This window comes from Halocynthiibacter styelae, assembly GCF_016123485.1.
GTDB classification, from domain to species: domain Bacteria; phylum Pseudomonadota; class Alphaproteobacteria; order Rhodobacterales; family Rhodobacteraceae; genus Halocynthiibacter; species Halocynthiibacter styelae.
Window position 1 is genome coordinate 1 of record NZ_JADCKQ010000015.1, and the last position, 21,016, is coordinate 21,016.

General features: G+C 54.5%; 24 protein-coding genes. 8 read left to right on the top strand and 16 right to left on the bottom strand.

The annotated features are described in order from the left end of the window. Positions 1-759: 759 nt before the first annotated feature. The 5 genes from H1D41_RS15850 to H1D41_RS15870 all read left to right on the top strand — a co-directional run bounded on the left by H1D41_RS15850 (position 760) and on the right by H1D41_RS15870 (position 6,178). Positions 760-1,929: a sugar transporter gene (locus H1D41_RS15850; protein WP_228849838.1), complete on the top strand. Its 1,170-nt coding sequence runs from the start codon at positions 760-762 to the stop codon at positions 1,927-1,929. Between the two features lie 304 nt (positions 1,930-2,233). Beyond that, entirely contained in the window at positions 2,234-2,635 is a 402-nt protein-coding gene (gene speD, locus H1D41_RS15855) for an adenosylmethionine decarboxylase (protein ID WP_228849839.1), read from the top strand. A gap of 23 nt (positions 2,636-2,658) precedes the next feature. Continuing rightward, on the top strand, positions 2,659-3,927 hold the full coding sequence (locus H1D41_RS15860; protein WP_228849840.1) for a rhomboid family intramembrane serine protease: 1,269 nt from the start codon (positions 2,659-2,661) through the stop codon (positions 3,925-3,927). Between the two features lie 30 nt (positions 3,928-3,957). After that, positions 3,958-4,545 carry a hypothetical protein gene (locus H1D41_RS15865; protein WP_228849841.1) on the top strand — a complete coding sequence of 196 codons (588 nt, stop codon included), beginning with the start codon at positions 3,958-3,960 and terminating at the stop codon, positions 4,543-4,545. Between the two features lie 82 nt (positions 4,546-4,627). Continuing rightward, the gene (locus tag H1D41_RS15870; protein WP_228849842.1) at positions 4,628-6,178 is read left to right on the top strand and encodes a polyamine aminopropyltransferase; all 1,551 of its coding nucleotides are present in this window, start codon (positions 4,628-4,630) and stop codon (positions 6,176-6,178) included. Here H1D41_RS15870 and H1D41_RS15875 read toward each other — a convergent pair. From H1D41_RS15875 to H1D41_RS15915, 9 genes are read right to left on the bottom strand one after another with little or no spacing between them, the layout of a single operon-like run. Further along, positions 6,175-6,684 carry a flagellar basal body-associated protein FliL gene (locus H1D41_RS15875; RefSeq protein ID WP_228849843.1) on the bottom strand — a complete coding sequence of 170 codons (510 nt, stop codon included), beginning with the start codon at positions 6,682-6,684 and terminating at the stop codon, positions 6,175-6,177. The genes H1D41_RS15870 and H1D41_RS15875 overlap by 4 nt on opposite strands. A 15-nt stretch (positions 6,685-6,699) precedes the next feature. Then, positions 6,700-7,428 (bottom strand): flagellar basal body L-ring protein FlgH, encoded by a 729-nt coding sequence (flgH, locus tag H1D41_RS15880; protein WP_228849844.1) that lies wholly within the window; start codon positions 7,426-7,428, stop codon positions 6,700-6,702. 12 nt (positions 7,429-7,440) lie between these two features. Further along, positions 7,441-7,866, bottom strand: a complete 426-nt coding sequence (gene flgA, locus H1D41_RS15885) for a flagellar basal body P-ring formation chaperone FlgA (protein WP_228849845.1) — start codon at positions 7,864-7,866, stop codon at positions 7,441-7,443. Then, a complete protein-coding gene (flgG, locus tag H1D41_RS15890; protein WP_228849846.1) occupies positions 7,866-8,651 on the bottom strand; it encodes a flagellar basal-body rod protein FlgG in 786 nt (261 codons plus the stop codon). Before flgG ends, flgA begins: the two co-directional genes overlap by 1 nt. Before the next feature lie 12 nt (positions 8,652-8,663). Beyond that, positions 8,664-9,383 carry a flagellar hook-basal body complex protein gene (locus tag H1D41_RS15895; protein WP_228849847.1) on the bottom strand — a complete coding sequence of 240 codons (720 nt, stop codon included), beginning with the start codon at positions 9,381-9,383 and terminating at the stop codon, positions 8,664-8,666. Between the two features lies 1 nt (position 9,384). Continuing rightward, a complete protein-coding gene (locus H1D41_RS15900) occupies positions 9,385-9,651 on the bottom strand; it encodes a flagellar biosynthetic protein FliQ (protein WP_228849848.1) in 267 nt (88 codons plus the stop codon). A 10-nt stretch (positions 9,652-9,661) separates the two neighbouring features. Beyond that, the gene (gene fliE / locus H1D41_RS15905; protein WP_107498439.1) at positions 9,662-9,952 is read right to left on the bottom strand and encodes a flagellar hook-basal body complex protein FliE; all 291 of its coding nucleotides are present in this window, start codon (positions 9,950-9,952) and stop codon (positions 9,662-9,664) included. A gap of 11 nt (positions 9,953-9,963) precedes the next feature. After that, entirely contained in the window at positions 9,964-10,356 is a 393-nt protein-coding gene (flgC, locus tag H1D41_RS15910) for a flagellar basal body rod protein FlgC (protein ID WP_107498440.1), read from the bottom strand. Positions 10,357-10,365: 9 nt separating this feature from the next. Continuing rightward, on the bottom strand, positions 10,366-10,752 hold the full coding sequence (locus H1D41_RS15915) for a FlgB family protein (protein WP_228849849.1): 387 nt from the start codon (positions 10,750-10,752) through the stop codon (positions 10,366-10,368). Between the two features lie 92 nt (positions 10,753-10,844). On the opposite strand from H1D41_RS15915, the gene H1D41_RS15920 reads away from it, so the two are divergent. Continuing rightward, positions 10,845-12,200, top strand: a complete 1,356-nt coding sequence (locus tag H1D41_RS15920; protein WP_228849850.1) for a FliI/YscN family ATPase — start codon at positions 10,845-10,847, stop codon at positions 12,198-12,200. 5 nt (positions 12,201-12,205) lie between these two features. On the opposite strand, the gene H1D41_RS15925 is transcribed toward H1D41_RS15920, so the two are convergent. The 6 genes from H1D41_RS15925 to H1D41_RS15950 all read right to left on the bottom strand — a co-directional run bounded on the left by H1D41_RS15925 (position 12,206) and on the right by H1D41_RS15950 (position 18,103). Then, positions 12,206-13,000: a DUF1217 domain-containing protein gene (locus tag H1D41_RS15925; protein WP_228849851.1), complete on the bottom strand. Its 795-nt coding sequence runs from the start codon at positions 12,998-13,000 to the stop codon at positions 12,206-12,208. Continuing rightward, a complete protein-coding gene (flbT, locus tag H1D41_RS15930) occupies positions 12,997-13,410 on the bottom strand; it encodes a flagellar biosynthesis repressor FlbT (RefSeq protein ID WP_228849852.1) in 414 nt (137 codons plus the stop codon). The genes H1D41_RS15925 and flbT overlap by 4 nt, the downstream gene beginning before the upstream one ends. Beyond that, positions 13,407-13,787 carry a flagellar biosynthesis regulator FlaF gene (gene flaF / locus H1D41_RS15935; protein ID WP_107498444.1) on the bottom strand — a complete coding sequence of 127 codons (381 nt, stop codon included), beginning with the start codon at positions 13,785-13,787 and terminating at the stop codon, positions 13,407-13,409. The genes flbT and flaF overlap by 4 nt, the downstream gene beginning before the upstream one ends. Before the next feature lie 93 nt (positions 13,788-13,880). After that, positions 13,881-15,413, bottom strand: coding sequence for a flagellin (locus tag H1D41_RS15940; protein ID WP_107498445.1), 1,533 nt, complete (start codon positions 15,411-15,413; stop codon positions 13,881-13,883). 237 nt (positions 15,414-15,650) lie between these two features. Beyond that, complete coding sequence (locus H1D41_RS15945) at positions 15,651-16,949, bottom strand: DEAD/DEAH box helicase (protein ID WP_228849904.1); 1,299 nt, start codon at positions 16,947-16,949, stop codon at positions 15,651-15,653. Between the two features lie 299 nt (positions 16,950-17,248). Beyond that, positions 17,249-18,103: a DMT family transporter gene (locus H1D41_RS15950; protein WP_228849853.1), complete on the bottom strand. Its 855-nt coding sequence runs from the start codon at positions 18,101-18,103 to the stop codon at positions 17,249-17,251. 144 nt (positions 18,104-18,247) lie between these two features. Between H1D41_RS15950 and H1D41_RS15955 the strand changes: the two genes are divergently transcribed. Together H1D41_RS15955 and H1D41_RS15960 are read left to right on the top strand one after the other, a co-directional pair. Further along, the gene (locus H1D41_RS15955; RefSeq protein ID WP_107498448.1) at positions 18,248-19,270 is read left to right on the top strand and encodes an aspartate-semialdehyde dehydrogenase; all 1,023 of its coding nucleotides are present in this window, start codon (positions 18,248-18,250) and stop codon (positions 19,268-19,270) included. A gap of 79 nt (positions 19,271-19,349) precedes the next feature. Beyond that, complete coding sequence (locus tag H1D41_RS15960) at positions 19,350-20,273, top strand: MYG1 family protein (protein ID WP_228849854.1); 924 nt, start codon at positions 19,350-19,352, stop codon at positions 20,271-20,273. On the opposite strand, the gene H1D41_RS15965 is transcribed toward H1D41_RS15960, so the two are convergent. After that, the gene (locus H1D41_RS15965; RefSeq protein ID WP_228849855.1) at positions 20,260-20,907 is read right to left on the bottom strand and encodes a carbonic anhydrase; all 648 of its coding nucleotides are present in this window, start codon (positions 20,905-20,907) and stop codon (positions 20,260-20,262) included. The two genes, H1D41_RS15960 and H1D41_RS15965, sit on opposite strands and share 14 nt — an antisense overlap. Positions 20,908-21,016: the final 109 nt, after the last annotated feature.

A 21,016-nucleotide genomic window follows, 5' to 3' on the forward strand; every position in this document is an offset into this window, starting at 1 on the left:
CGTATTTATCTAGAGGAATTGAGCCTTCCCGGCCTAAACAACATTGGGCCGGGAGCCGTTGCGAAACAGCAGGCGTGATGGAAGCACCCCATTGCACAGAAACCCATATCCTACAGTGACAAGTTAAAGCAGCGGCGGTTGAATGGTCGATGAGCCAGGCGCTACAAAAAGGCAGCGTAGCAAAAGAGATGGGGGTGGTGGTATACAGCTGAAGACAGGTCCTGTCGCAGTTAGGTTCCGGTCTCTTTTGAGCAATGTTTGCTATTCAAAGATTGAGAATGGCAGCGAGATATACACTCGAATTCCGGCGTGATGCAGTGTGGATGACGGCGATCAGTGGTGTACGCGGCCTCAATTTTCATTGGATTCAGGGGCGGGTTTTCAACGCTGAACAAATGGGTCCAAAAGCATCAACATGATGATCTGATATCAGGACCACATGAAAATGTGGAAAAGGAGAACACGCAGTTTCGTCAAGAAGTGCGCCTTTTGCACGAGGGGAGGGATATGCCAAATACTTGACCAAATTCAGCATTCTGTGAACCTGTGTAAACAAGCAGGTCACTGAGCATGAAAAATGCAGTTGTCATTTCACGCATGCACAAAGCGGCAATAACGCGTGCAGTCTGAAATGGAACATGCCTGCGTTGCAAGTTATGTGGCGAGGTAGGCTTTCTCATAGCGTAAAGTTATAGGCAATTGAACTCAGGCATAATTGCTGTAAGTGTTACTCAGGTATTTCAAAACAGGGGCTGGAGTATGACAGCCAACTCAACGAACCAGGTCGAGGCTGCGCAGGTTCGCAAGGGGATTCGGCGACCGGCGCAAAGAACGCGTATACAGCGCCGGCATAAAATGCTGATCTGGTCTTTCCTGTTGATTGTTCAGTTGCCGGTCAGCTTGATTGCGCTCTATCTAGGGGGGCTCGCAACACCTCAGTTCAGCTCCTCAATGTCATTCTCCGTACGCTCTGAGGAATTTGCAAATCCGTTTGATGCATTATCTGGTCTTGGTGAGTTGTCATCGGGTACAACTTCTGATGCGCAGATCGTATTTGATTTTATTCGGAGCCAGAAGATCGTTCGGACATTGGAAGAAGAGATAGGATTGCGCGCCGTCTACGCTGCACCGGAACATGATCCGGTGTTCACTATTGCCGATAATGTTTCTGTGGAAGAACTGGTGCAGCACTGGAACCGTATGGTGCAAGTGAACCTGGATAAGGGAAGTGGTATCGTTCGTGTTCAGGCTTTTGCTTTTGATCCAGAGGGCGCAAGGCATATCAATGAGCGTATTTTGCTGCAATCACAGAGCCTTGTGGACCAACTGAGCTTTCTTGCCCGCCAGGATGCGATCAGATATGCAGAGGCTGACCTTGAAAGTGCTCGTGAACGCCTGAAAACCGCGCGTCAGGGCTTGAGCGAATTCCGCTCAGCAGCCCGTGTAATTGACCCTACAATTGCAGTGCAAAGTCAGGGCGGGATATCAGCGGCTTTGCAGCAGCAACTGGCGAACGCCTGGATTGAGCTTGATCTTCTGACTGCCGCGACGACACGTGAGGATAGCCCGCGGCTTGCGCAGTTGCGCCGGCGGGTTTCCGCAATTGAAAGCCGCCTCGAGGAAGAACGACAGGCTTTATCGGGAAACGCGAACAGTGGCATGGTCGAGATTGTCGGGCGTTTTGAAGCGCTGCTTGTCGAACGCGAATTTGCCGAGCAGGCCTTTGTTGCGGCGGCGGCTGCTTTCGATGTTGCACGGGCAGAGGCCGGACGGCGCACCAAATATCTTGCTGTCCATATCGAGCCGACATTACCTGACACAGCGCTTTATCCGCGTTCCCTGATGATCATACTGGTGTCGTTTGCTTTGTTGCTTCTGGGCTGGGCTGTTACGATTATGGTGGCATACTCAATTCGTGACCGAGGATGATCTGTTGTGATTGTTCTGAGAAACGAACCAATAAGTTTCTCCTTAGTGGGCGGATGAAATATGTAACGCGGCAGATCAATGCAACATCTACCGCGCGTGTTCTGTTGCACTTCGCATGCAAAATGTACCGAGGAGCTGAATGACCGCCTGTTTCAATCCGGATTGATTGTCTGCGGGTATTTGCGCACGTGAGAAATTTACCTCTGTAAGCATGTATCTGGCCTGGAAAACAGGTTATGTAACCTGAACTGCTGCGTTCGAAATATACAAGCGTGGCTCGTATGTGATTTTGGCAGATATTTGAATGAATAAGATGAATTTTCAATCTGATCCTTCCCCACGACTGGGGCGCCATATCCTGGCGGACTTTTATCAGGCGCGGTATCTGAGTTCTCCGGGGTCGGTCGCGCAGCTTTTGTCTGACGCGGCTGCTTCGGCGGATGCCACTGTGCTGGATCTGAAGTTACATGATTTTGGCGAAGGGTTCGGATACACAGGCTTTGCCTTGCTCGCTGAATCCCATATTTCGGTGCACACATGGCCGGAACACGATTATGTCGCGATTGATATTTTTATGTGCGGACAGTCGGATGCCGAAAAGGCTCTCTCCGTTCTCAAGGCGTATTTTGCCCCGGGTGAAGAACGCATCCAGATCCTTGATCGCGGGCAGGTGCCGCAGGTGGCGGATCAGAAAGCCCCGGTCTGATGCAGGATTTGCGGCGGCTTCGGGTGACGCCTTTTCTGTGTCTGGCGATACTTTGGGTCTGGTTTCAGGCCGGACCACTGACAGATGCGGCGCAACTACAGAACTTTCAGGACAGCCTGGGCGCGGTTCTGCGGCATGGCAGCCTGTCACATATGCTGATGAATCTGGGATTGATCGCTGTGGCGGGGGCGGTGACAGAACGTGATATCGGGGCATTGCGTAGCGCAGGTCTGGCGCTGGCCTGTGTCGTATTGGGATCTCTTGCGCAGTTCCTGATCACAGGCCCGGATTTTCTGGGAATATCGGCGGCGGCATACGGGTTTCTAGCTTACGCAATTCTACATAGCACCCCCACGGAAAAATTGGTGCAGACCTGGGTGCTGATCCTGATGTTTCTGGCGCTGGAAGTCTGGTTTCAATCAGATCAACTTGCAATATACACACATATAACATCCATTCTGATTGGCGGAGGATATGCCATGTTCGGATCTCTTTTTGGCGGCAAGGAACCGGTTCTGAAACCGATGCAGATGACGCATCTTTCTGCGGTCATCGCGATCATTGATGAAACAGATGATGACGACGCGCGCGAAGCAGAAAGCACCCTGCTTGAAGAAGGCTTTGACGGAATGTTTGTCCTGCAACAGCGTGGACAGGTTCTTGGCGTGACCGGATATTATCTTGACGAACAGGTGCCCGATATTGCCTGGCTGTCCTGGACCTATCTGACAAAAAGCCATACTGGCGAAGGGTATGGCAGCCAGATGATGAACAATCTGCTGGGCAAACTGAAAGACCAGGGTGTACGTAAACTGTTTATTGCCACCAGTGATTATGATGACTTCGGCAAACAGCTTTATGCTGATGCGCACCGGATGTATGAGGATTTCGGTGCAGAAGTTGAACTGAAGATCCCGCAGTTTCACGGCACACGCGAAGCAAAGATCATCTATGGGCTGAACAATCCTGAATTTGTGCCGGGGCCGGCTGAGGCGGCATCACAGAAAACCGGCCTGCGCATTCGCGATGGTGCGCCTGAGGCGGAATCAGATCGTGTCATCGGGCTTGTCTGGCGTGAGACAGACGAAGGTTTGAGCGGGATGGAAGACGCTTTGCAGGATGCCCGCCGTCAATACGCCAAACAGGTGTCGCTGGCGGTGCCGTCTGATCTTTCAGAGGCAAATAGTGACGCACTGGCTGCACATGGGTTTGAAAAAACCGGTGCGCTGAAAGATTATTATGCACCGGGCTTGCATCAGGACTGGTGGATATGTTCTTTGGCAAATAAATAGAATACAGATTTTGAAAGTAAGGATTCACACATGTTCGGACAACTTAAAGGCCTCGTAATTCTGGGTGTCGTTGGCTTCATTCTTTACAGCGTTTTCCTTGGCGGAAAATCAGAACAAACAGCAGATCTTGGTCAGGTTCTTGATCGTACAGAATTTGCCCTGGTGAACTACCAGGGGTACCTTGAAACAAACAGCTTTGACTCTGTCGCTGAAGAGCAAATGACAGAATTTACCGGCTATTATACCGATGTTCTGAATGCGGATCCGCGCTTTTATGGCACATCCCTGGGCCTGACGGTTCAGAACGATGCGACATTCCTTGGATATGCGGATGACAACGGCAACCGCGTTCAGGATGAAGGCGAAGGTAAAGTGTTCACCGTCGAAATCGACGAAGCAAACAACCGTCTGATCGCAACGGATGTGGCTGGCAACTCTTCCGGTCTGCGGTTCTCCGGTACAGGTTTTCTGACAGGTATGCTGCTGGGCAATCTTCTTGGCCGTCAGCGTGCTGCAGGGGTGACCCCGAACAGCTTTAACAACCGCAACGTCACACCGCGCAGCCAGTATCAGGCACCGCGCAGTGCCCGTTCCGGTGGCCCACGCGCGGGCAAATAAGCCGACGCAAATACCAACACAAAGCCCGGCCGCGAACTGCGCCGGGCTTTCTTATTTCTGCAAATAAATCTGAGGCAGGGGCATGTCCCGGGAAAATGAAATAAATTATCAGGATCTGCCTGCACGACAGGCTACCATTCTGCTGATCTCCATTATGGTCGTTGCACTTTGCGGCATTGTATATGAGCTGATCATCGGCACGGTTTCGAGCTATCTGATGGGCAATTCTGTTTATCAGTTCTCGCTGACCATCGGTTTTTTCATGTTTGCCATGGGCGTTGGATCCTATGTGTCGCGCTTTATCATGGGCAATCTGATCGCGGCCTTCGTCTATGTTGAACTGATCCTCGCTCTGGTCGGGGGGCTATGCAGCATTGCTTTGTTTATGCTTTTTCCATTTGCCCCGTGGCTTTACACCACCGGCATGTTCACCTTTATCTCGCTGATCGGGTTTCTGGTTGGTCTGGAAATCCCGCTGCTGACGCGGGTTCTGTCTGACCGATCCACCACGCGCGAATCTATCGCAGATGTTCTGTCGCTCGACTATATCGGTGCCCTGATCGGATCGGTTGCTTTCCCGATGCTGTTGCTGCCGTCGCTTGGCCTGATCACCTCGTCTTTCGCGATTGGCCTGATCAACGCCACCGTAGCGTTGCTGAATGTGTTCTGGCTGCGCGATCATTTTGTTGCCCCACGCCGGATGCTGGCACTGACATGTGGGGCGATCCTGTTGTTGTTCGGGCTGACACTTCTGGCATCCCGCATCACGGCCTATGCCCAGGATCATCTGTATTTCGATCAGGTGGTCTGGCGCAGTCAGTCCCCCTATCAATCGCTGGTCGTCACCAACACCTGGCAGAAAAACGATGTGCGCCTGTTCATTGATGGCCACCTGCAATTCGCCGAAACGGATGAATATCGCTATCACGAAGCCCTGGTGCATCCGGTGATGTCCTGGGGGGACCGCCCGGCAGAGAACATCCTGGTGCTGGGCGGCGGCGATGGTCTGGCGATCCGTGAAATCCTGAAATACCCGGACGTGCAGCGTATTGATCTGGTGGATCTAGATCCTGAAATGACCGAACTTGGCCGGGAATTTGCTCCGGTTGTCCGACTGAATGGTGGCAGTATGTCATCTGAAAAGGTCCATGTGTTTAATCAGGATGCGTTCCTTTTCGTGAAAGAAACCAATCAGACATATGACCGGATCATCATTGATTTCCCCGATCCCCATAACGAAGCCCTGGCCAAGCTTTATTCCGTGGAATTCTACGCCATGGTCGCTGCGATTCTCGATGATGACGGCACGATTGTATCCCAAAGCTCTTCCCCATTCTTCGCCCCGCATTCCTACTGGACAGTGGCGGAAACCCTGAAAGAACGCTTCCCCGAAGTCATCAGCTATCAGACGGGCATTCCGTCCTTTGGGATCTGGGGGTTCCACATGGCGTCCGCACAGGCCGGGCAACAGGTGCAGGATTTCCCCGAAGGGCTTAGATCCCTGACCAGCGCCAGTTTCAGCGCCAGCCGTGTTTTTACATCTGACCTTCTGCCGCGTCGTGACCTTGGGGTGAATTCCATTTTCAACCCGACGATCTATGAAGAATATGCACGCGACATCAAAACCTACTAAAGGTCCTGCCGCACCAGATCCTGGATATGGATCGCAACAATCGGTTCGCCCAGCTGCCGACGTGCCGTTTCCAGCAACGCATTGCGCAGCAATGTCATTTTATTGGTATCGGTAAACGCCCCGTTAAACCCGCCGATATTGGCATGATTGAACATGACCTGCAGAAAAGCGTCGCGCAGTTTCGGTTGCTGTCGAAAGACTTCCTCTGTGTTTCCGGGCAGCACTTCGACGTTTAGCGACATAACAACCAGGGCAACAATTTTGTCGTCTTCAACGACGGAAACCACGAACTGATTGGAAAAGCGCACAAACTCATTCTGGGTGGAATCTGTGACCTCTTCTTCAGCCGGCTCAGCCTCTGTTTCCTCAGCCATCATGTCGTTCCCCGGGCCGCAGGGGTGGATTTCCATTGGGGGGGGCGGTGGGGGGCGCAAAGCAACCCCTGCACCAATGCCAATACCGGTGCCCACCAGGGCAAGAAGGACAGGTAAAAGTTTTCCCAACATCAGAATCTCCGTTGATCAGAACGGCAGGATGACGTCAGCAATCTGCTGGCCAATCCGCGGTTGCTGAACATCCGAAATTTGTCCACGTCCGCCGTAAGAAATCCGGGCTGACGCGATTTTGTCATAGGTGATCTCATTCTGACGCGAGATATCTTCAGGCCGTACATAGCCCGATACCAGCAATTCGCGCAGTTCAAAATTCACCCGTACTTCCTGCGATCCCTGAAGGGCCAGAACCCCATTGGGCAGAACCTCAACCACAGTGGCCGCAACGCGCAGTTCAAGCTTTTCATTCCGGCTGACGGTGCCGCTGCCGGCGGACGCACTGGATGAATTTGTCTGAATCAGCGGATCAACCGTCGCCCCGGCGGGCAGACCTTCTGCGATGCGTTGCGGAATGCCCAGAAGCTGCGGAACGCCCATGCTTTCATTCCCTGATCGCGAACGGTTGGTGGCATTGGAAATTTCGGCCTTATCGTCGATTTCGATCACGACCGTCAGAATATCGCCACGGACCGCAGCCCGTCTGTCGCCCAGCAAAGATCCCCGGTTGCGCGTCCATAACGATGCCCCATCTGTGGCCTGTTCAGGCGTGATCGAAACGGGCAGGCCCGGCGTCACCATTGCGGCCTGTTCTGCGCCGCCCTCTGGTGGGATAAAGGCCGGTGCGCGCCCGACATTTTCCAGACGAGAACAGGCCATAAGTGACAAGAGAGACAGCAAAGTCAGGCATAAACGTATCATCGGGTTTCCTTATTAATTCTGAACAAGCACAGACCCATCAGCCATGGCACGACCACTGACGGTGGTGCGGGAGGACAGGTTCATAATGCGGACAAATTCACCGGGGGCGGCGCGATCAAGCGCGCGACCTTCCGTTGTAATCAAAAGACCCGCTGAACTGTAAATCAGCGGCACAACCTGATTGCGTTGCACAACAGTCGCGGGGCCGACATCACCTGGCCGGATCGGACGCCCGGCATATAGCGTAACCCGTGTTTCCAAGCCTTCCACATCGCTGACCTGTGTGAAACTGCCGGTGGCGGTTCCTTCAGACACGATCAGATCAGATGCATGCAGAATGGTCTGGCTGCGGATGGTGCGGGCGGCGATCAGGGTTTCAGCAAGGGCGGATTCCCACATGAAGAACCACAGGGATGATATGAAAATAAGATGTTTCATCAGCGGATCTGCGTGGTTGCGCCAAGCATCTGATCGGCGGCGGTGATGACTTTGGCGTTCAGTTCATACCCGCGCTGGGCTTCGATCAGTTCGGTCACTTCGCGCACCGCATCCACAGAGCTGTCCTCAAGATAGCCTTGCCGCAACGTGCCCAGCCCATCGACACCGGGCGTTCCCACCGTTGCGGGGCCGGATGCCGGAGTTTCCAGGAACAGGTTTGACCCAATCGCTTCCAACCCTTTGGAGTTGGTGAAATTTGCCAGCGTCAATGTACCGATCTGTTGTGCCTGAACCTGGCCGGTGAAATAGGCGTAAACTTCGCCTTCGGCGTTGATGGAGATGCTGCGCGCATCTGTGGGGATCGTGATGTCAGGCACCACGGGATAACCGTCTGATGTCACAATCTGCCCTTCACCGCTGCGCTTTAACCCGCCGTCACGCGTATAAGCAGAGGCCCCATCCGGCATGGTGACCTCAAGATATCCGTTGCCTTCAATCGCAAGATCCAGATCATTGCCGGTGGCTGAAAGTGAACCCTGTGCCAACTGCACCGAAACCGATGTTGGCCGCACCCCCAGGCCCAGCTGCACGCCCGTCGGGACGACCGTACCATCGGCGGCATTGATCGTGCCGGGGCGGGTCATCTGTTGATAGTGCAGATCGGCAAATTCCGCCCGCCGCGCGTTGTAACCCGTTGTGTTCATATTCGCGAGGTTCTGGGAAATCGTTTCAACCCGCATTTGCTGGGCGCTCATGCCCGTTGCGGCTATTTTCAGTGCGCGCATATCCGTCCCTCCTTATGATGCACCCAGCGTGCGCATGACGCTGCGAATGCGTTCGTCTTCCTGATCTATAAAGCCCTGGCCCAGTTCGTAAGCGCGCTGCACTTCGATCATCCGGGTGATTTCGGCCACAGGATCCACGTTCGAATTTTCAATGAACCCCTGCACAATCGCGCTGCCTTCCACCGGCAGAACGCCTGCCTCTGAAATAAAACGCACGCCGTCTTCGCGCTGCATCAGGTTCGGATCAACAGGCTGATACAGGCCAATCTGCGCAAGCGGCGTATCCCCAGCTGACAATGTGCCATCCGCCGCCAGACTAATTGTGTCGGCGTCAGGTGGCACAAAAACCGGCGCGCCGCCATTATCCAGCAGGCGATAGCCTTCGGGCGTGACCAGTTCGCCTTCCGCACTGGGGGTGAAATTGCCCGCGCGGCTTAACCGATCGCCCGCCGGGGTTTCGATCAGGAAAAACCCCGGGCCTTCAATCGCAAAATCAAAAGTCCCATTGGTCTGGGTCAGTGTGCCCTGTAACATGGATGTATTATGTGCGCTGGCGGTTGCCATCGACAGGCTGTCGCTTTCACCGTCCAGCCGTTTGATATGTTCTGCAAAAATCAGACCTTCCCGGCGATAACCGCTTGTCGACATATTGGCCAGGTTATTGGCCACGGTCTGCATTTCGCGCATTAAACCGGATTGCCGGGTGAGGGTGGTATAGCCTGCGTTATCCATCTTAACCTCCTGATATCAGAGGGATGATCTGACCCTGAAAAAAGCTGACCAGGGTTTTCGACATGAAGTTCATCGAGGCCCAGAACACGATGACAATCGCCAGAAGCTTTGGCACAAATGTCAGGGTCATTTCCTGCACCGATGTCAGTGCCTGGAATAGTCCGACGATCAGGCCCGCGATCAGGGCCACGGCCAGGATCGGGGTTGACGTGATCACCGCGACCCAAAGGCCCTGGCGCAGAACATCGAAGAAGACAGCTTCGCTCATAACACGCCCCTTACACCGGCATCCGCAGGATTTCCTGGTAAGCTTCAACCACTTTGTCCCGCACGGTCACGGCGGTTTCCACCGCAAGTTCCGTCTGGGCCAGCGCCTGAACCAATGCGTGGGAATCTGCCCCGCCGGTCATGGCGGCCTTTGCAGTTTCTTCACCCTGTCGCAGGGTTTGTGCGAAATCTCCGGCCAGTTGGCCAAAGCCTGACGCCGCTTCCTCTGCCCCCGTTTTAGGGGCAGTGGCCGGACGTGTTGCCGCATATTGCTGCGCGGCGAGTGTGGAACGGATATCCATTCTTCTCTCCTTTACCGGCGCAGAAGCTGAAGCAGGCTGGACGACATTTGCCGCGCCTGATCAAACATTTTGAGGTTCGCCTCATAGCTGCGCTGTGCTTCGCGCGCATCTGCGATTTCGACCACCAGATCGACATTCGATCCATCATAATGGCCACTTTCATCAGCGAGCGGGTGAGACGGATCAAAGATCTGCTCTGGCGCGCTGCGGTCCAGTTGCACTGGACCTGTCTGCACCTGTCCGGTGCGTGCCCCCTGGGACAGAACTTCTTCGAAGTTCACGGTTTTCCGGTGAAATCCCGGGGTATCTGCATTTGCTATATTCTCTGACACATGGCGCAGGCGGGTGGATTGTGCCTTCATGCCGCTTGCGGACAGGGCCAGAGTATCGCTGAAATCAGTCATCATGTGTTCCTATCGGCCAATGGCTGTGCGCAAGATGTTCAGGGAAGAACTGTAAACCGTCAGTGCTTTGTCATGCTGGCGTTTCACATCAGTCGCGATCAGCATTTCCTGTTCCAGGGAAACAGTGTTGCCATTGGGGCTTTCTGTTCCCGGATCCTGGCGGATCTGCAGCGGCACCGAATATGCAGTTTCGCCCGGCAGAAAATGCCCGGGTCGGGTGCTGCGCAGGCCATCACTGGTCTGGTTCTGATATGTGTCACTGAAAGAGGTAACATCCCGTGCCTTATACCCGGGGGTATCGGCGTTCGCGATGTTCTGCGCCACGGCACTCTGGCGCGTGGCGGCGTGTCGGGCCATGGCATCGGCCATGTTGAAGATTTCTATCTTATTAAGCATCGGGGCTTCTCCCACGTGCGGTTTCAACCAAGATTTAACCCTGATTCCTTTAGAAATGGTTTCAATCGATATGAACGCAGTGAAAGCAGCCCATGACAGAGACCGTGAACACCAGACCAGATCACAAGGCAGGGCTGAGAAACCTGTTGGCCGAATTCGCAACTCTCAGGGCGACACAGCCCGTCGGTAGGATCACGGAAGTTTTCGGAAACACGCTTTCTGTCAAAGGGTTGTCTTATAAGGCAGGGCTTGGGGATCAGGTCTGCATTCACTGTTCCAGCGGGATTGTGTCCGGGGGCGAAGTGCTGCAGCTGAACCGGGAAGTTCTGACGATTATGCCGGATCAGAATCTGGAAGGGGTCGCCATTGGGGACGAAGTCATCCTGACCGGCCAGAACACGATTGCACCAGATAACAGCTGGATCGGCCATGTGATTGATCCCTTTGGTCGTGCAATTGACGGATCTTTTCTGATGCGGGGTGTGAACGAATACCCTTTGCATGGAAAACCCCCGCTTGCCACCGAACGGCGCGGTTTTGGGGAACGTCTTGAAACGGGTACCGCTGTGTTTAATACGTTGCTGCCCATTGTGCGGGGTCAGCGGATTGGTCTTTTTGCGGGTTCGGGCGTGGGTAAATCTACCTTGCTGGCGAAGCTCGCACGCAACGTGCAGGCCGATATTGTGGTGATCGCCCTGATCGGTGAACGTGGTCGCGAAGTCCGGGAATTTGTTGAAAATGTGCTGGGGCCAGAAGGCATGGCGCGGGCGGTTGTTGTGGCCGCGACGTCCGATCAGTCACCGCTTGTGCGCCGCCAATGTGCACTGACTGCGATGAGTGTTGCAGAAAATTTCCGGGATCAGGGGCAACATGTATTACTGCTTGCAGATTCCATCACGCGGTTTGCCGAAGCCCATCGCGAAATTGCCCTTGCGTCAGGTGAACCAGCTTCTTTGCGGGGTTTTCCTCCGTCGACAAGCCATATGATTATGTCTCTCTGCGAACGTGCCGGGCCTAGTGGCGAAAACGGGGGCGACATCACGGGTGTATTTTCCGTCCTTGTGGCCGGATCAGATATGGATGAACCGATTGCAGATATTTTGCGGGGCGTGCTTGACGGGCATGTCGTGCTGGATCGTCAGATTGCTGAACGCGGACGGTTTCCGGCGGTAGATCTGTTGCGGTCTGTGTCCCGCAGTCTGCCCGGTGCCGCAAGTGATGCGGAAAATACACTGATCACCCGTGCACGCCGATTGCTTGGGGCTTATGACAGGGCGGAAATGATGATTCAGTCCGGGCTATATCTTGCCGGGTCAGATCCGGTTGTTGATGCCGCCATTCGGGTCTGGCCGGGCCTTGATCGGTTTTTGTCAGAAGATGACACTGGCCGCTGTGCGGATAGCTTTGCACGGCTTGAACAGGTTCTGGCAGCAGAAGGCGGAACCTGAAATATTTATCCTGACTGTAGCAACGTCAGGGCCGTCTGGCTGGCTGATGTCTGAGCATTGAAGTTCTGTGCCTCGGATCGGATCAGGAAGTTCCGGATCAGTTTTTCCCGCATCTCAGGCTGATTGAATTGTTCAATGCTGTCAGTCCCAAAATCCCGTATTGCCCTGTCACGGTACACTTCCAGCTGTCTGTCCAGATCCAGGGCTGCGAAACTTGCAGGCATCCCGAAAGCTGTATCAAACACCTGCCTTAGCGGCGCATTGCCCATCACGGTATACCACTTTGCTGTATCCGATATGCTTCTGTCAGAAAGAACCTGCAAATCACGTTCCGCACCCAACGCAAGACGCATATCTGCGTTTTGATCCCCTACCGCGATTTCAAACCGATTGTTCTGGAAAGCCGTCGTAATTTCCGTCGGAAAGTCGGACAGCTGGGTGCGCGGCACGTCAAAATCGCCAAATCCGAAAGCCTGGGCGAATTCAAGATACCGTTTGTCGGCCAGCCTGTTTGCAAGGCTTGCGGTATCCAGTGTGTCGCTTTCCAGGATCTGTTGAATAAAAGCTTTACTGTTGATGTCTTCTTCAAGCCCGAAAGCCCCAAGCGCAACCTCCAGCAGTTGTCGATCATTGACCAGTTGCTCGGCTGTCTGAACAGCCCCGATCTTCTGTTCAAAATTCTGCACCTGGCGTGTGATTTGCGCGCCTTGTTCGAAGGTTTCCTGCTGTTGATCCAGTGTGCGGGAAAGGAAGGTCCAGCCTGGATAGCCCATGAAAGGCAGGACGGGCTGAAAGCTCATGACGTGGCTGCCTGTGCACTGGCCAGCAACCGCTCTTCGCGGGGCTGCAAAGCGCGCAAAGCTTTCAGAGCCTGATAAAACTGATCACTCACCACAGCTTCGGTTGCTACGGCCATCTGGCGCCGGCTGTCATCATCTGTAAACACCTGGCTAAGCTGTTCAATCCCGCGGATCAGCTGCATTCGGGCCTCTTCTTTGTCCGCATCACCGGACAGAATAAGCTGGGCTATATAGCAAACCCGTTTGACCGGGGTTTTGACATCTTCGGGGTGGATTGCATCACGCAGCCGAAGGATGTTGGCATTAGGGGTGATAATGGACAGGCGGGACCGCCGGTCGCCGTTCTCAATAACGGCACCATTGATCAGAACCCGTTCTCTCGGGGCGAGTTTCAGAACAAGACCACTCATGACGTGCCATCCTGGGCGCGCAGGCCGCGCATTATGGCTGTGTTGATCTCAACCAGGGCTGTCAGATCTGCATCGCCGCGCAGAACCTTGCTGCTGTGTTGTGTTGTGAACTCTGCAAGGCTGAAGATCCGGGCGCGCAAGTCCATCGGCAGGGCGTTGTCATCACTGACAACCGCCGAAGCCAGGCGTGACCAGAGCTGTCGGTTGTCATGGATGGCATGGGCAATTTCAGGGATGTTTTTGGGGTCACGTGCCGCTGCATACATCAGCTTACGCGTAACTGTGGCGAAGGCTTCGTATTCATTTGCACTTGGGGTGCGGATGGTCGAGGCATTTGCACCGGAATAGGCCGTTTTGGCCATGTGATATGCGTTCACGTCATTTCCTTCCAATGACAGCAAATTCAATACACGGGTTTTACCGTGGGCTGGATGGCAGAGCCCCTGGGGGCTCTGCCGGAATTATGGCTGTTAACGGAACAGCGACAGGATGGATTGTGGTGCCTGGTTCGCAATCGACAGGGATTGTACGCCCAGCTGTTGCTGCACCTGCAAGGCCTGCAGTCTGGTGGAGGCTTCTTCCATGTTTGCATCGACCATCGTACCAATACCCGACTTAAGAGAGTCGGTCAGTTTGCCAATGAAACTTGACTGAGTTTCAATTCGCCCCTGTGCCGAACCAAGCGCGGCAGCTGAGTCAATCGAGGTGTTGATCAGCGTTTCAATGTTCCCAAGGGCCGCATTGGCGGATTCATTTGTGGTCACATCAATGCTGTCGAGGCCAAACAGACCACCCGAGGCAGTGCCGCCGTCAGCAGCGGCAAGGGCAATCGACAAATCGGTGTCACTGTTGTTGTCGATCTTCAGGCTGGCTTGTCCTGTGGTGCTGTCGATTGAAACCTGGGTCGTAACCCCTTCAAGGGCTGCGCTGTCGACAGCTGTCTTCAGGCCACGGGCCACATCTGCAAAGCTTTCACCTTTACCTGCGGTGTAGAAGTATGCAGTTCCGCCAACGGATGCCTGATAGCTGTTGCCTTCCTGCGGTGTTGCCGCTGTGGTGAAGTCGATCTGTTCTGCACGCTGTGCGATGTCGCCAGAGGTGTCCGTCAGGCCTGATGCACCGTTCAGATCCGTGATCTGGTTGGTGTTCGCATCTGTCGCAGTGGAGATGCTGACTTCTTCAAATGCCCGTGTCGAGGAAATTGAAACTGTACCAGCGGTGCTGCCATCTACGACAATGCCATCAAGATCAAGCGCTTGCAGAGCGGTCGAAAGACCGGCGGCCATCGCATCCTGATCTTCACCGCCCGTCGCGGCGGTATAGGTCACAGTTTGCCCTGCAACGGTGATGGAAGCTGTCTGACCCGCAGTCCAGGAACCTGATCCAAGCGTTACAATCGCTTCGTTGGCATCATTGGTGATATCTGGTTCCGCGACGTCCGCGTTGACGATCTGCCCGCTCAGTGAGCTGCCAGTACCAACGCCGTTCACACCGGCAGAGGTGCTCAGGTCCTGGCGATTGACTGTGATATTGCTCGCGTTGACGACGCCGTTGCCCTGACGATCAAGTGAGGACAGGATGTTCACATCTTCTGTGCCTTTCAGCAGGTTCAGACCATTGAACTGCGCGGCTTCTACGATGGATGTTACCTGACCGGTAAGGGCCTCAATATCCGTCTGGATCTTTTCACGGTCAACGTTCTGTTCCTGGGCCGCAACAACTTTGCCTTTAATCTGTGTCAGAAGGTCGGTTACGGTTTCAGTCGCAGAACGTGCAACGGTGATTGTACTTTCGCCAAGGGCGAGACTGTCTGAAATTGCCTGAAAACCTGCCACGTCTGACTCCATCGTTTTAGAAATCGCCCAGATTGCGGCGTTATCTTTCGCGGATTCAATGGTTTTCCCGGTAGAGATCTCGGCTTGTGTTTTCGTCAGATTGTCGTTGATAGAATTCAGTGTCTGCAGCGCGACCATCGCACTGGTGTTCGTCAGAATACTGGACATAATGCTGTTCCTTACTCCAATCAGTGCTTTTGCACTGAGTTATGTAACCCGCCCCTAGTGACGGCATTGATGTCATTTTGACGGGATCTGACCGCAGCGCAGATCACCTCTTCTGAGGCAGGAACAAACTGCGCGCTAAGTGCTAAAACATTCCTAAGCTTTGCATTTTGTTGCCCGGAACTTTCAGCGAATTTTATTAAAAAAGCCCCGCAACTGAATTGCGAGGCTTTGTTTGTCTTATGCTGCTGGCTTGCGGCGACGTGGACGACGGGGTTTTCCGCCCCCCGGTTTCTGTCCCTGTGGGCGTCCGCCACCACCGTTGCGACCACCGCCACCGCCACCATTGCGGCCACCGCCGCCTCCGCCACCGTGACGGCGGGGTTTGTGCTTGCCAAGACCACCGCGCGGTTCCGGTTTTTCTTCCTGTGGGCGTGCGCCGCCGATCACGGGAATGGTGATCTTCATCAGCTTTTCAATGGCACGCAGATAGCCGATTTCAGTCGCGGCACAGAACGCCACAGCTTCGCCATCCCGGCCTGCACGCGCGGTCCGGCCGATGCGGTGCACATAGTTGTCAGCAACTTCTGGCAGCTCATAGTTGAAAACATGACTTACGCCCGGAATATCAATCCCGCGTGCAGCGACGTCGGTTGCGACAAGAATATTGATCTCACCGGATTTGAAATCACGGATGGCTTTGTCGCGCTGATTCTGGCTTTTGTTGCCATGGATAGACGCAGCTTTAAAACCTTCGCTTTCAAGGTGACGCTTCAGTTTTTCAGCACCATGTTTGGTGCGGGCAAACACCAGGGAAATCCCATCAGGATCTTTGCGCAGATATTCTTTCAGCAGCTCTGTCTTATTTTCCTTCGCGCAATAATGCAGCGACTGCGTGACCTTATCCGCAGCCTTACCCGGAGGCGAAACCTGCACGCGTTTCGGATTATGCAGATAGGTTTTCGCGATTTCATCCATGTCTTTGGGCATGGTCGCAGAGAACAGCAGCGTCTGGCGCGGTGTGCCAAGCTTTGGCGCGATTTTACGCAGAGAATGGATGAACCCCATGTCCAGCATCTGATCGGCTTCATCAAGAACCAGGTAAGTCGCACTGTCCAGATACAGGGCTTTCTGTTCCATCAGGTCGATCAGGCGGCCCGGTGTTGCCACCAGAATATGCGTGCCTTTGGCCAGCTTCTTGATCTGGTTGTTAATGGAAACGCCGCCCACAACGGTCACAACGCGGATCGGTGTGCCCTGGGTGTAGGTTGTCAGGTTCTCAGCGATCTGGTTCACAAGTTCCCGGGTCGGGGCAAGGATCAGCGCTTTGATCTGCTTTGGCTCTGGCTTGCCATGTTCGCGCATCAGGCGGTTGATCAGGGGCAGGCCAAAGGCGGCGGTTTTACCGGTTCCGGTCTGTGCGAGGCCCATAACATCATGGCCTTCAAGCACCAGCGGGATCGCCTTTTGCTGGATGGGGGTCGGGTTCTTATAGCCCGCACCGGCGATGGACGCCATCAGCTTGGGTGTGAAATCCATATCTGCGAATTGCAGGTTTGATTTGGTATTGTCGGTCAAAAGATGACCCTTTCGTATCTGGGGCGCATACAGCCCAAAGAAGACAGGTCTTTCCGAAAACGGAAACACCAGCGCCTGAAAGGCGCGCGGATTGCGGTTGCAGGGCGATGTTACGCTCTGCCAGACCCCCGCGTGATTTGGGAACTGTATTGGAATTTTGTGCCTGCTTCTGCCGGTTGTCCGGCGGCTGCTCACGCGGCAGCGGGCAGGGACAAGGCGCATATGGCGCTAAAACCCGGCAAAGTCAATGGTGACCGTCTTTATCGCTTCCGGCTGCGGATCACAGTATAAAGGCCGCTCAGCACAATCAGCACACTACCCGCGATGGTCCAGGCATCCGGTTTTTCACCAAACACGACCATTCCGATCAGCATGGCGAAGATCAGACGGGAATAGCGGAAAGGGGATACGACGGACACTTCGCCTGATCGCATTGCACCTGTCAGGGCGGAATAGGCGATCACACCGATCACAGCTGCTGCCAGGATTTTCGCAAGAGTCAGCGGGGCTGGCATCACCAGCCCGCCGCTGAATGTCAGCGCAATCACACCGGCAATCACCAGCATGGTAAAGCCGCTGACCCCAAGCTGTGCATTGGTCATGGTCGCGGGGCTGGCCCGGGTCGCCAGATCCCGCCCGGCAAACCCGATCGTGCCAAGAAGGGCGAACAGTGCGGTTAATTCCAGCCCTTCGGGGCCGGGGCGCAGGATCAGCAGAACACCGGCAAAACCGATCAGCATGGCGATCCAGCGTTTCGGGCCAACCTTTTCACCAAACAGAAAAATCGCAGCGAAAGACACAAACAGCGGGGTCGCCTGAAGAACGGCGGAAACGGTGGACAGCGGCGCGAAAGCAATCGCCAGGGTGAAGAACAACCGCCCGCCGATTTCAAAGAACGCCCGCCACAGCATGGGCTTTGATCGCCACTGCGGATGGATCAGATCCTCGCCTCGCACACGCCCCATGCCCGCGAATATCACCCCGCCCATCAGACCAAAAAGAATCAGCGCAAGCCCGACGGGCACCTGCTGTGTCGCGCTTTTCAGAAACATGTCTTCCACCGCGAAGCAGGCCATAGCGGCCACCATCAGAAAACTGCCTTTTGTATTATCCATTTCGCAGTTCCCTGTTCATACCCGGGCTGACCATAATGTGTTCAAATAGCACAGCAAGGGGGTAAATCGACCTCTTCCATGCAAGGGGGCTTTGCGCTATGACACCTCTCGCCCGCTATGGGCAGATCAAAGAGGAGTCCCGTGATGGGGTATAAAATTGCTATCGTTGGCGCCACAGGCAATGTGGGTCACGAAATGCTGAACATTCTGGCCGAACGCCAGTTTCCTGTAGACGAGATCGTCGCGCTTGCAAGCCGCCGGTCCCTCGGTTCCGAGGTCAGCTTTGGCGATACCACACTCACGACCAAGGACCTCGACACCTTCGATTTCGCGGGTTGGGACATGGCGTTGTTTGCCGTGGGTTCCGAAGCCACCAAAATCTACGCGCCCAAAGCGGCGGCGGCCGGTTGTCTTGTGATCGATAACTCATCTTTGTATCGCTATGATCCAAAAATCCCGCTGATCGTACCTGAGGTAAACCCAGAAGCGATTGTTGATTATAAAAACAAAATGATCATCGCGAACCCGAACTGTTCCACAGCACAGATGGTTGTCGCGCTGAAGCCTTTGCATGATCGCGCACGCATCAAACGCGTTGTTGTCAGCACATACCAATCCGTGTCCGGCGGCGGTAAAGAGGCGATTGATGAGCTTTGGGATCAGACCAAATCCATCTACAACCCGACCGACAACAAACCCCCTAAGAAATTCACAAAACAGATCGCTTTCAACGTGATTCCGCACATCGACGTCTTCATGGAAGATGGTTCGACCAAGGAAGAATGGAAGATGGTTGTTGAGACGAAGAAAATCGTTGATCCAAACATCAAAGTGACCGCGACCTGCGTGCGCGTGCCTGTGTTTGTTGGCCACTCTGAATCCGTGAACATCGAATTTGAAGATTTCCTCGACGAAGACGAAGCCCGTGACATCCTGCGCGAAGCACCTGGTGTGATGGTCATCGATAAACGCGAAGACGGCGGCTACGTGTCCCCGATCGAATGCGTCGGTGATTTCGCAACCTTCATCAGCCGTATCCGCCAGGACAGCACCGTTGAAAACGGTCTGAACCTGTGGTGCGTGTCTGACAACCTGCGCAAGGGTGCTGCTCTGAACGCGGTGCAGATCGCCGAACTTTACGGCCGTGAAATCCTGAAAAAGGGCTGATCACAGCGATATAAACACAAATGGCCGGGCAGTTGTCCGGCCATTTTGCTTTCACCATCCGCGAGTCCAGGAGGACTGCATGACTATCTCTTACCTTGTGACCCATTCCGGCGGCTTCCACGCGGATGAACTTTTATCTTCAGTCGTGCTGACGCGTCTTTACCCGGATGCAGAAATTCGCCGCACCAGAGACCGCGACTGGCTGACACCCGCAGAGGATAAGATCATTTATGATGTCGGAGGCGATTATAATGCGGATGCGCAGATATTTGATCACCACCAACGCCCGGGACCTTTGCGTGACGATGAACAACCCTACAGTTCCTTTGGCCTTATCTGGGCGCATTATGGGCGTCAGTATCTGACGGACCTGAATGTGCCTGAGGCAGATATCGACGCTATTCACGCGTCTTTTGATAAGCGCTTCGTGCTGCCGATTGATTTGCTCGACAATGGCGCGATGGAACCTTCCGTCGCAGGCCCTTTGTCCGCTTTGACACTGCCGGCGCTTCTGGGTAGCCTGAAACCGGTGTTTGACGATACATCACCAACCGCAGATGATGACGCCTTCATGGCGGCCCTGCCAATCGCGCGCAGCTTTGTTGAGGCCAATATCGCCAATCTTGCCGCCAAAGCGCGTGCCAAAAGCATCGTTGTTGACGCAATCGCAGCTGCGGGCGATTCTGCTATTCTTGAACTGCCCATGGGCATGCCCTTCGCCTCTGCCCTGGACGAAGCGGACGCGGGTCATATCCTGTTTATGGTGACGCCACGGGGCAGTGACTGGACGTTGAACGGGATCAAACTGTCGCGGGATACCTTTGATCAGCGTGCCGACTTGCCTGCGGCATGGGCCGGCTTGACCGATGCGGATCTGGAACAGGCCAGCGGTGTCAAAGGGGCAAAGTTCTGCCACAGCAAACGGTTTATTGCCGTGGCAGATTCACGTGATGCGATCATGGAAATGGCCGCAATCGCTGTGACGTCGCTTACACCGGAATAAAGGTGCCCTGGGCTGGATCAAAACATTCCAGCCCACCACTGGCGATGTCATTCCACAGGCCATGAATAGACAGGTCACCGGATTTGACAGCCTCGGAAACAAAGGGGAACCCCATCAGGTTCTCCAGCGAGACAAGCACAGCTTCTTTTTCAAGGGCTGTGCGACGTTCGGTTTCATTTTCGATGTGCTTCACGCGTTCATAACCCGGGCGCAGAATATCCATCCAGCGGCCGACAAAGCTCATCTTTTCTTCAAGTTCCGGGGCAGTGCCACTGCACATGCCGTCACAACCGGCAACACCGCCACAGCTGGAATGGCCCATCACAATCACATGGGCCACTTTCAGCGCGTTGACCGCATATTCAATCGCCGCGGATGTGCCGTGGTGATCGCCATCCGGCGCATAGGGCGGCACGAGGTTGGCGATATTACGGTGAATGAAGAATTCGCCCTGTTCAGCCCCAAACAGTGCTGTCACATGTACACGGGAATCACAGCAGGAAATCACCATCGCGCGGGGATGCTGACCATCGGCAAGGCGGCGATACCAGGCTTTGTTGCCCTCATATGTGGTTGCTTTCCAGCCCTGATAGCGATGCGTCAGGTAATCGGGCAGGCGTTTTGCGTGTTTCATATGTGCCTCGTAAGTTGGTCAGAGTGGCAGGGTTTCAGTGCTTTTACGCAAAAACTGGACTTAATTCGAGAGAATTCTCTGTCCGGCCTCAACCTTTTCGAAGGAATTG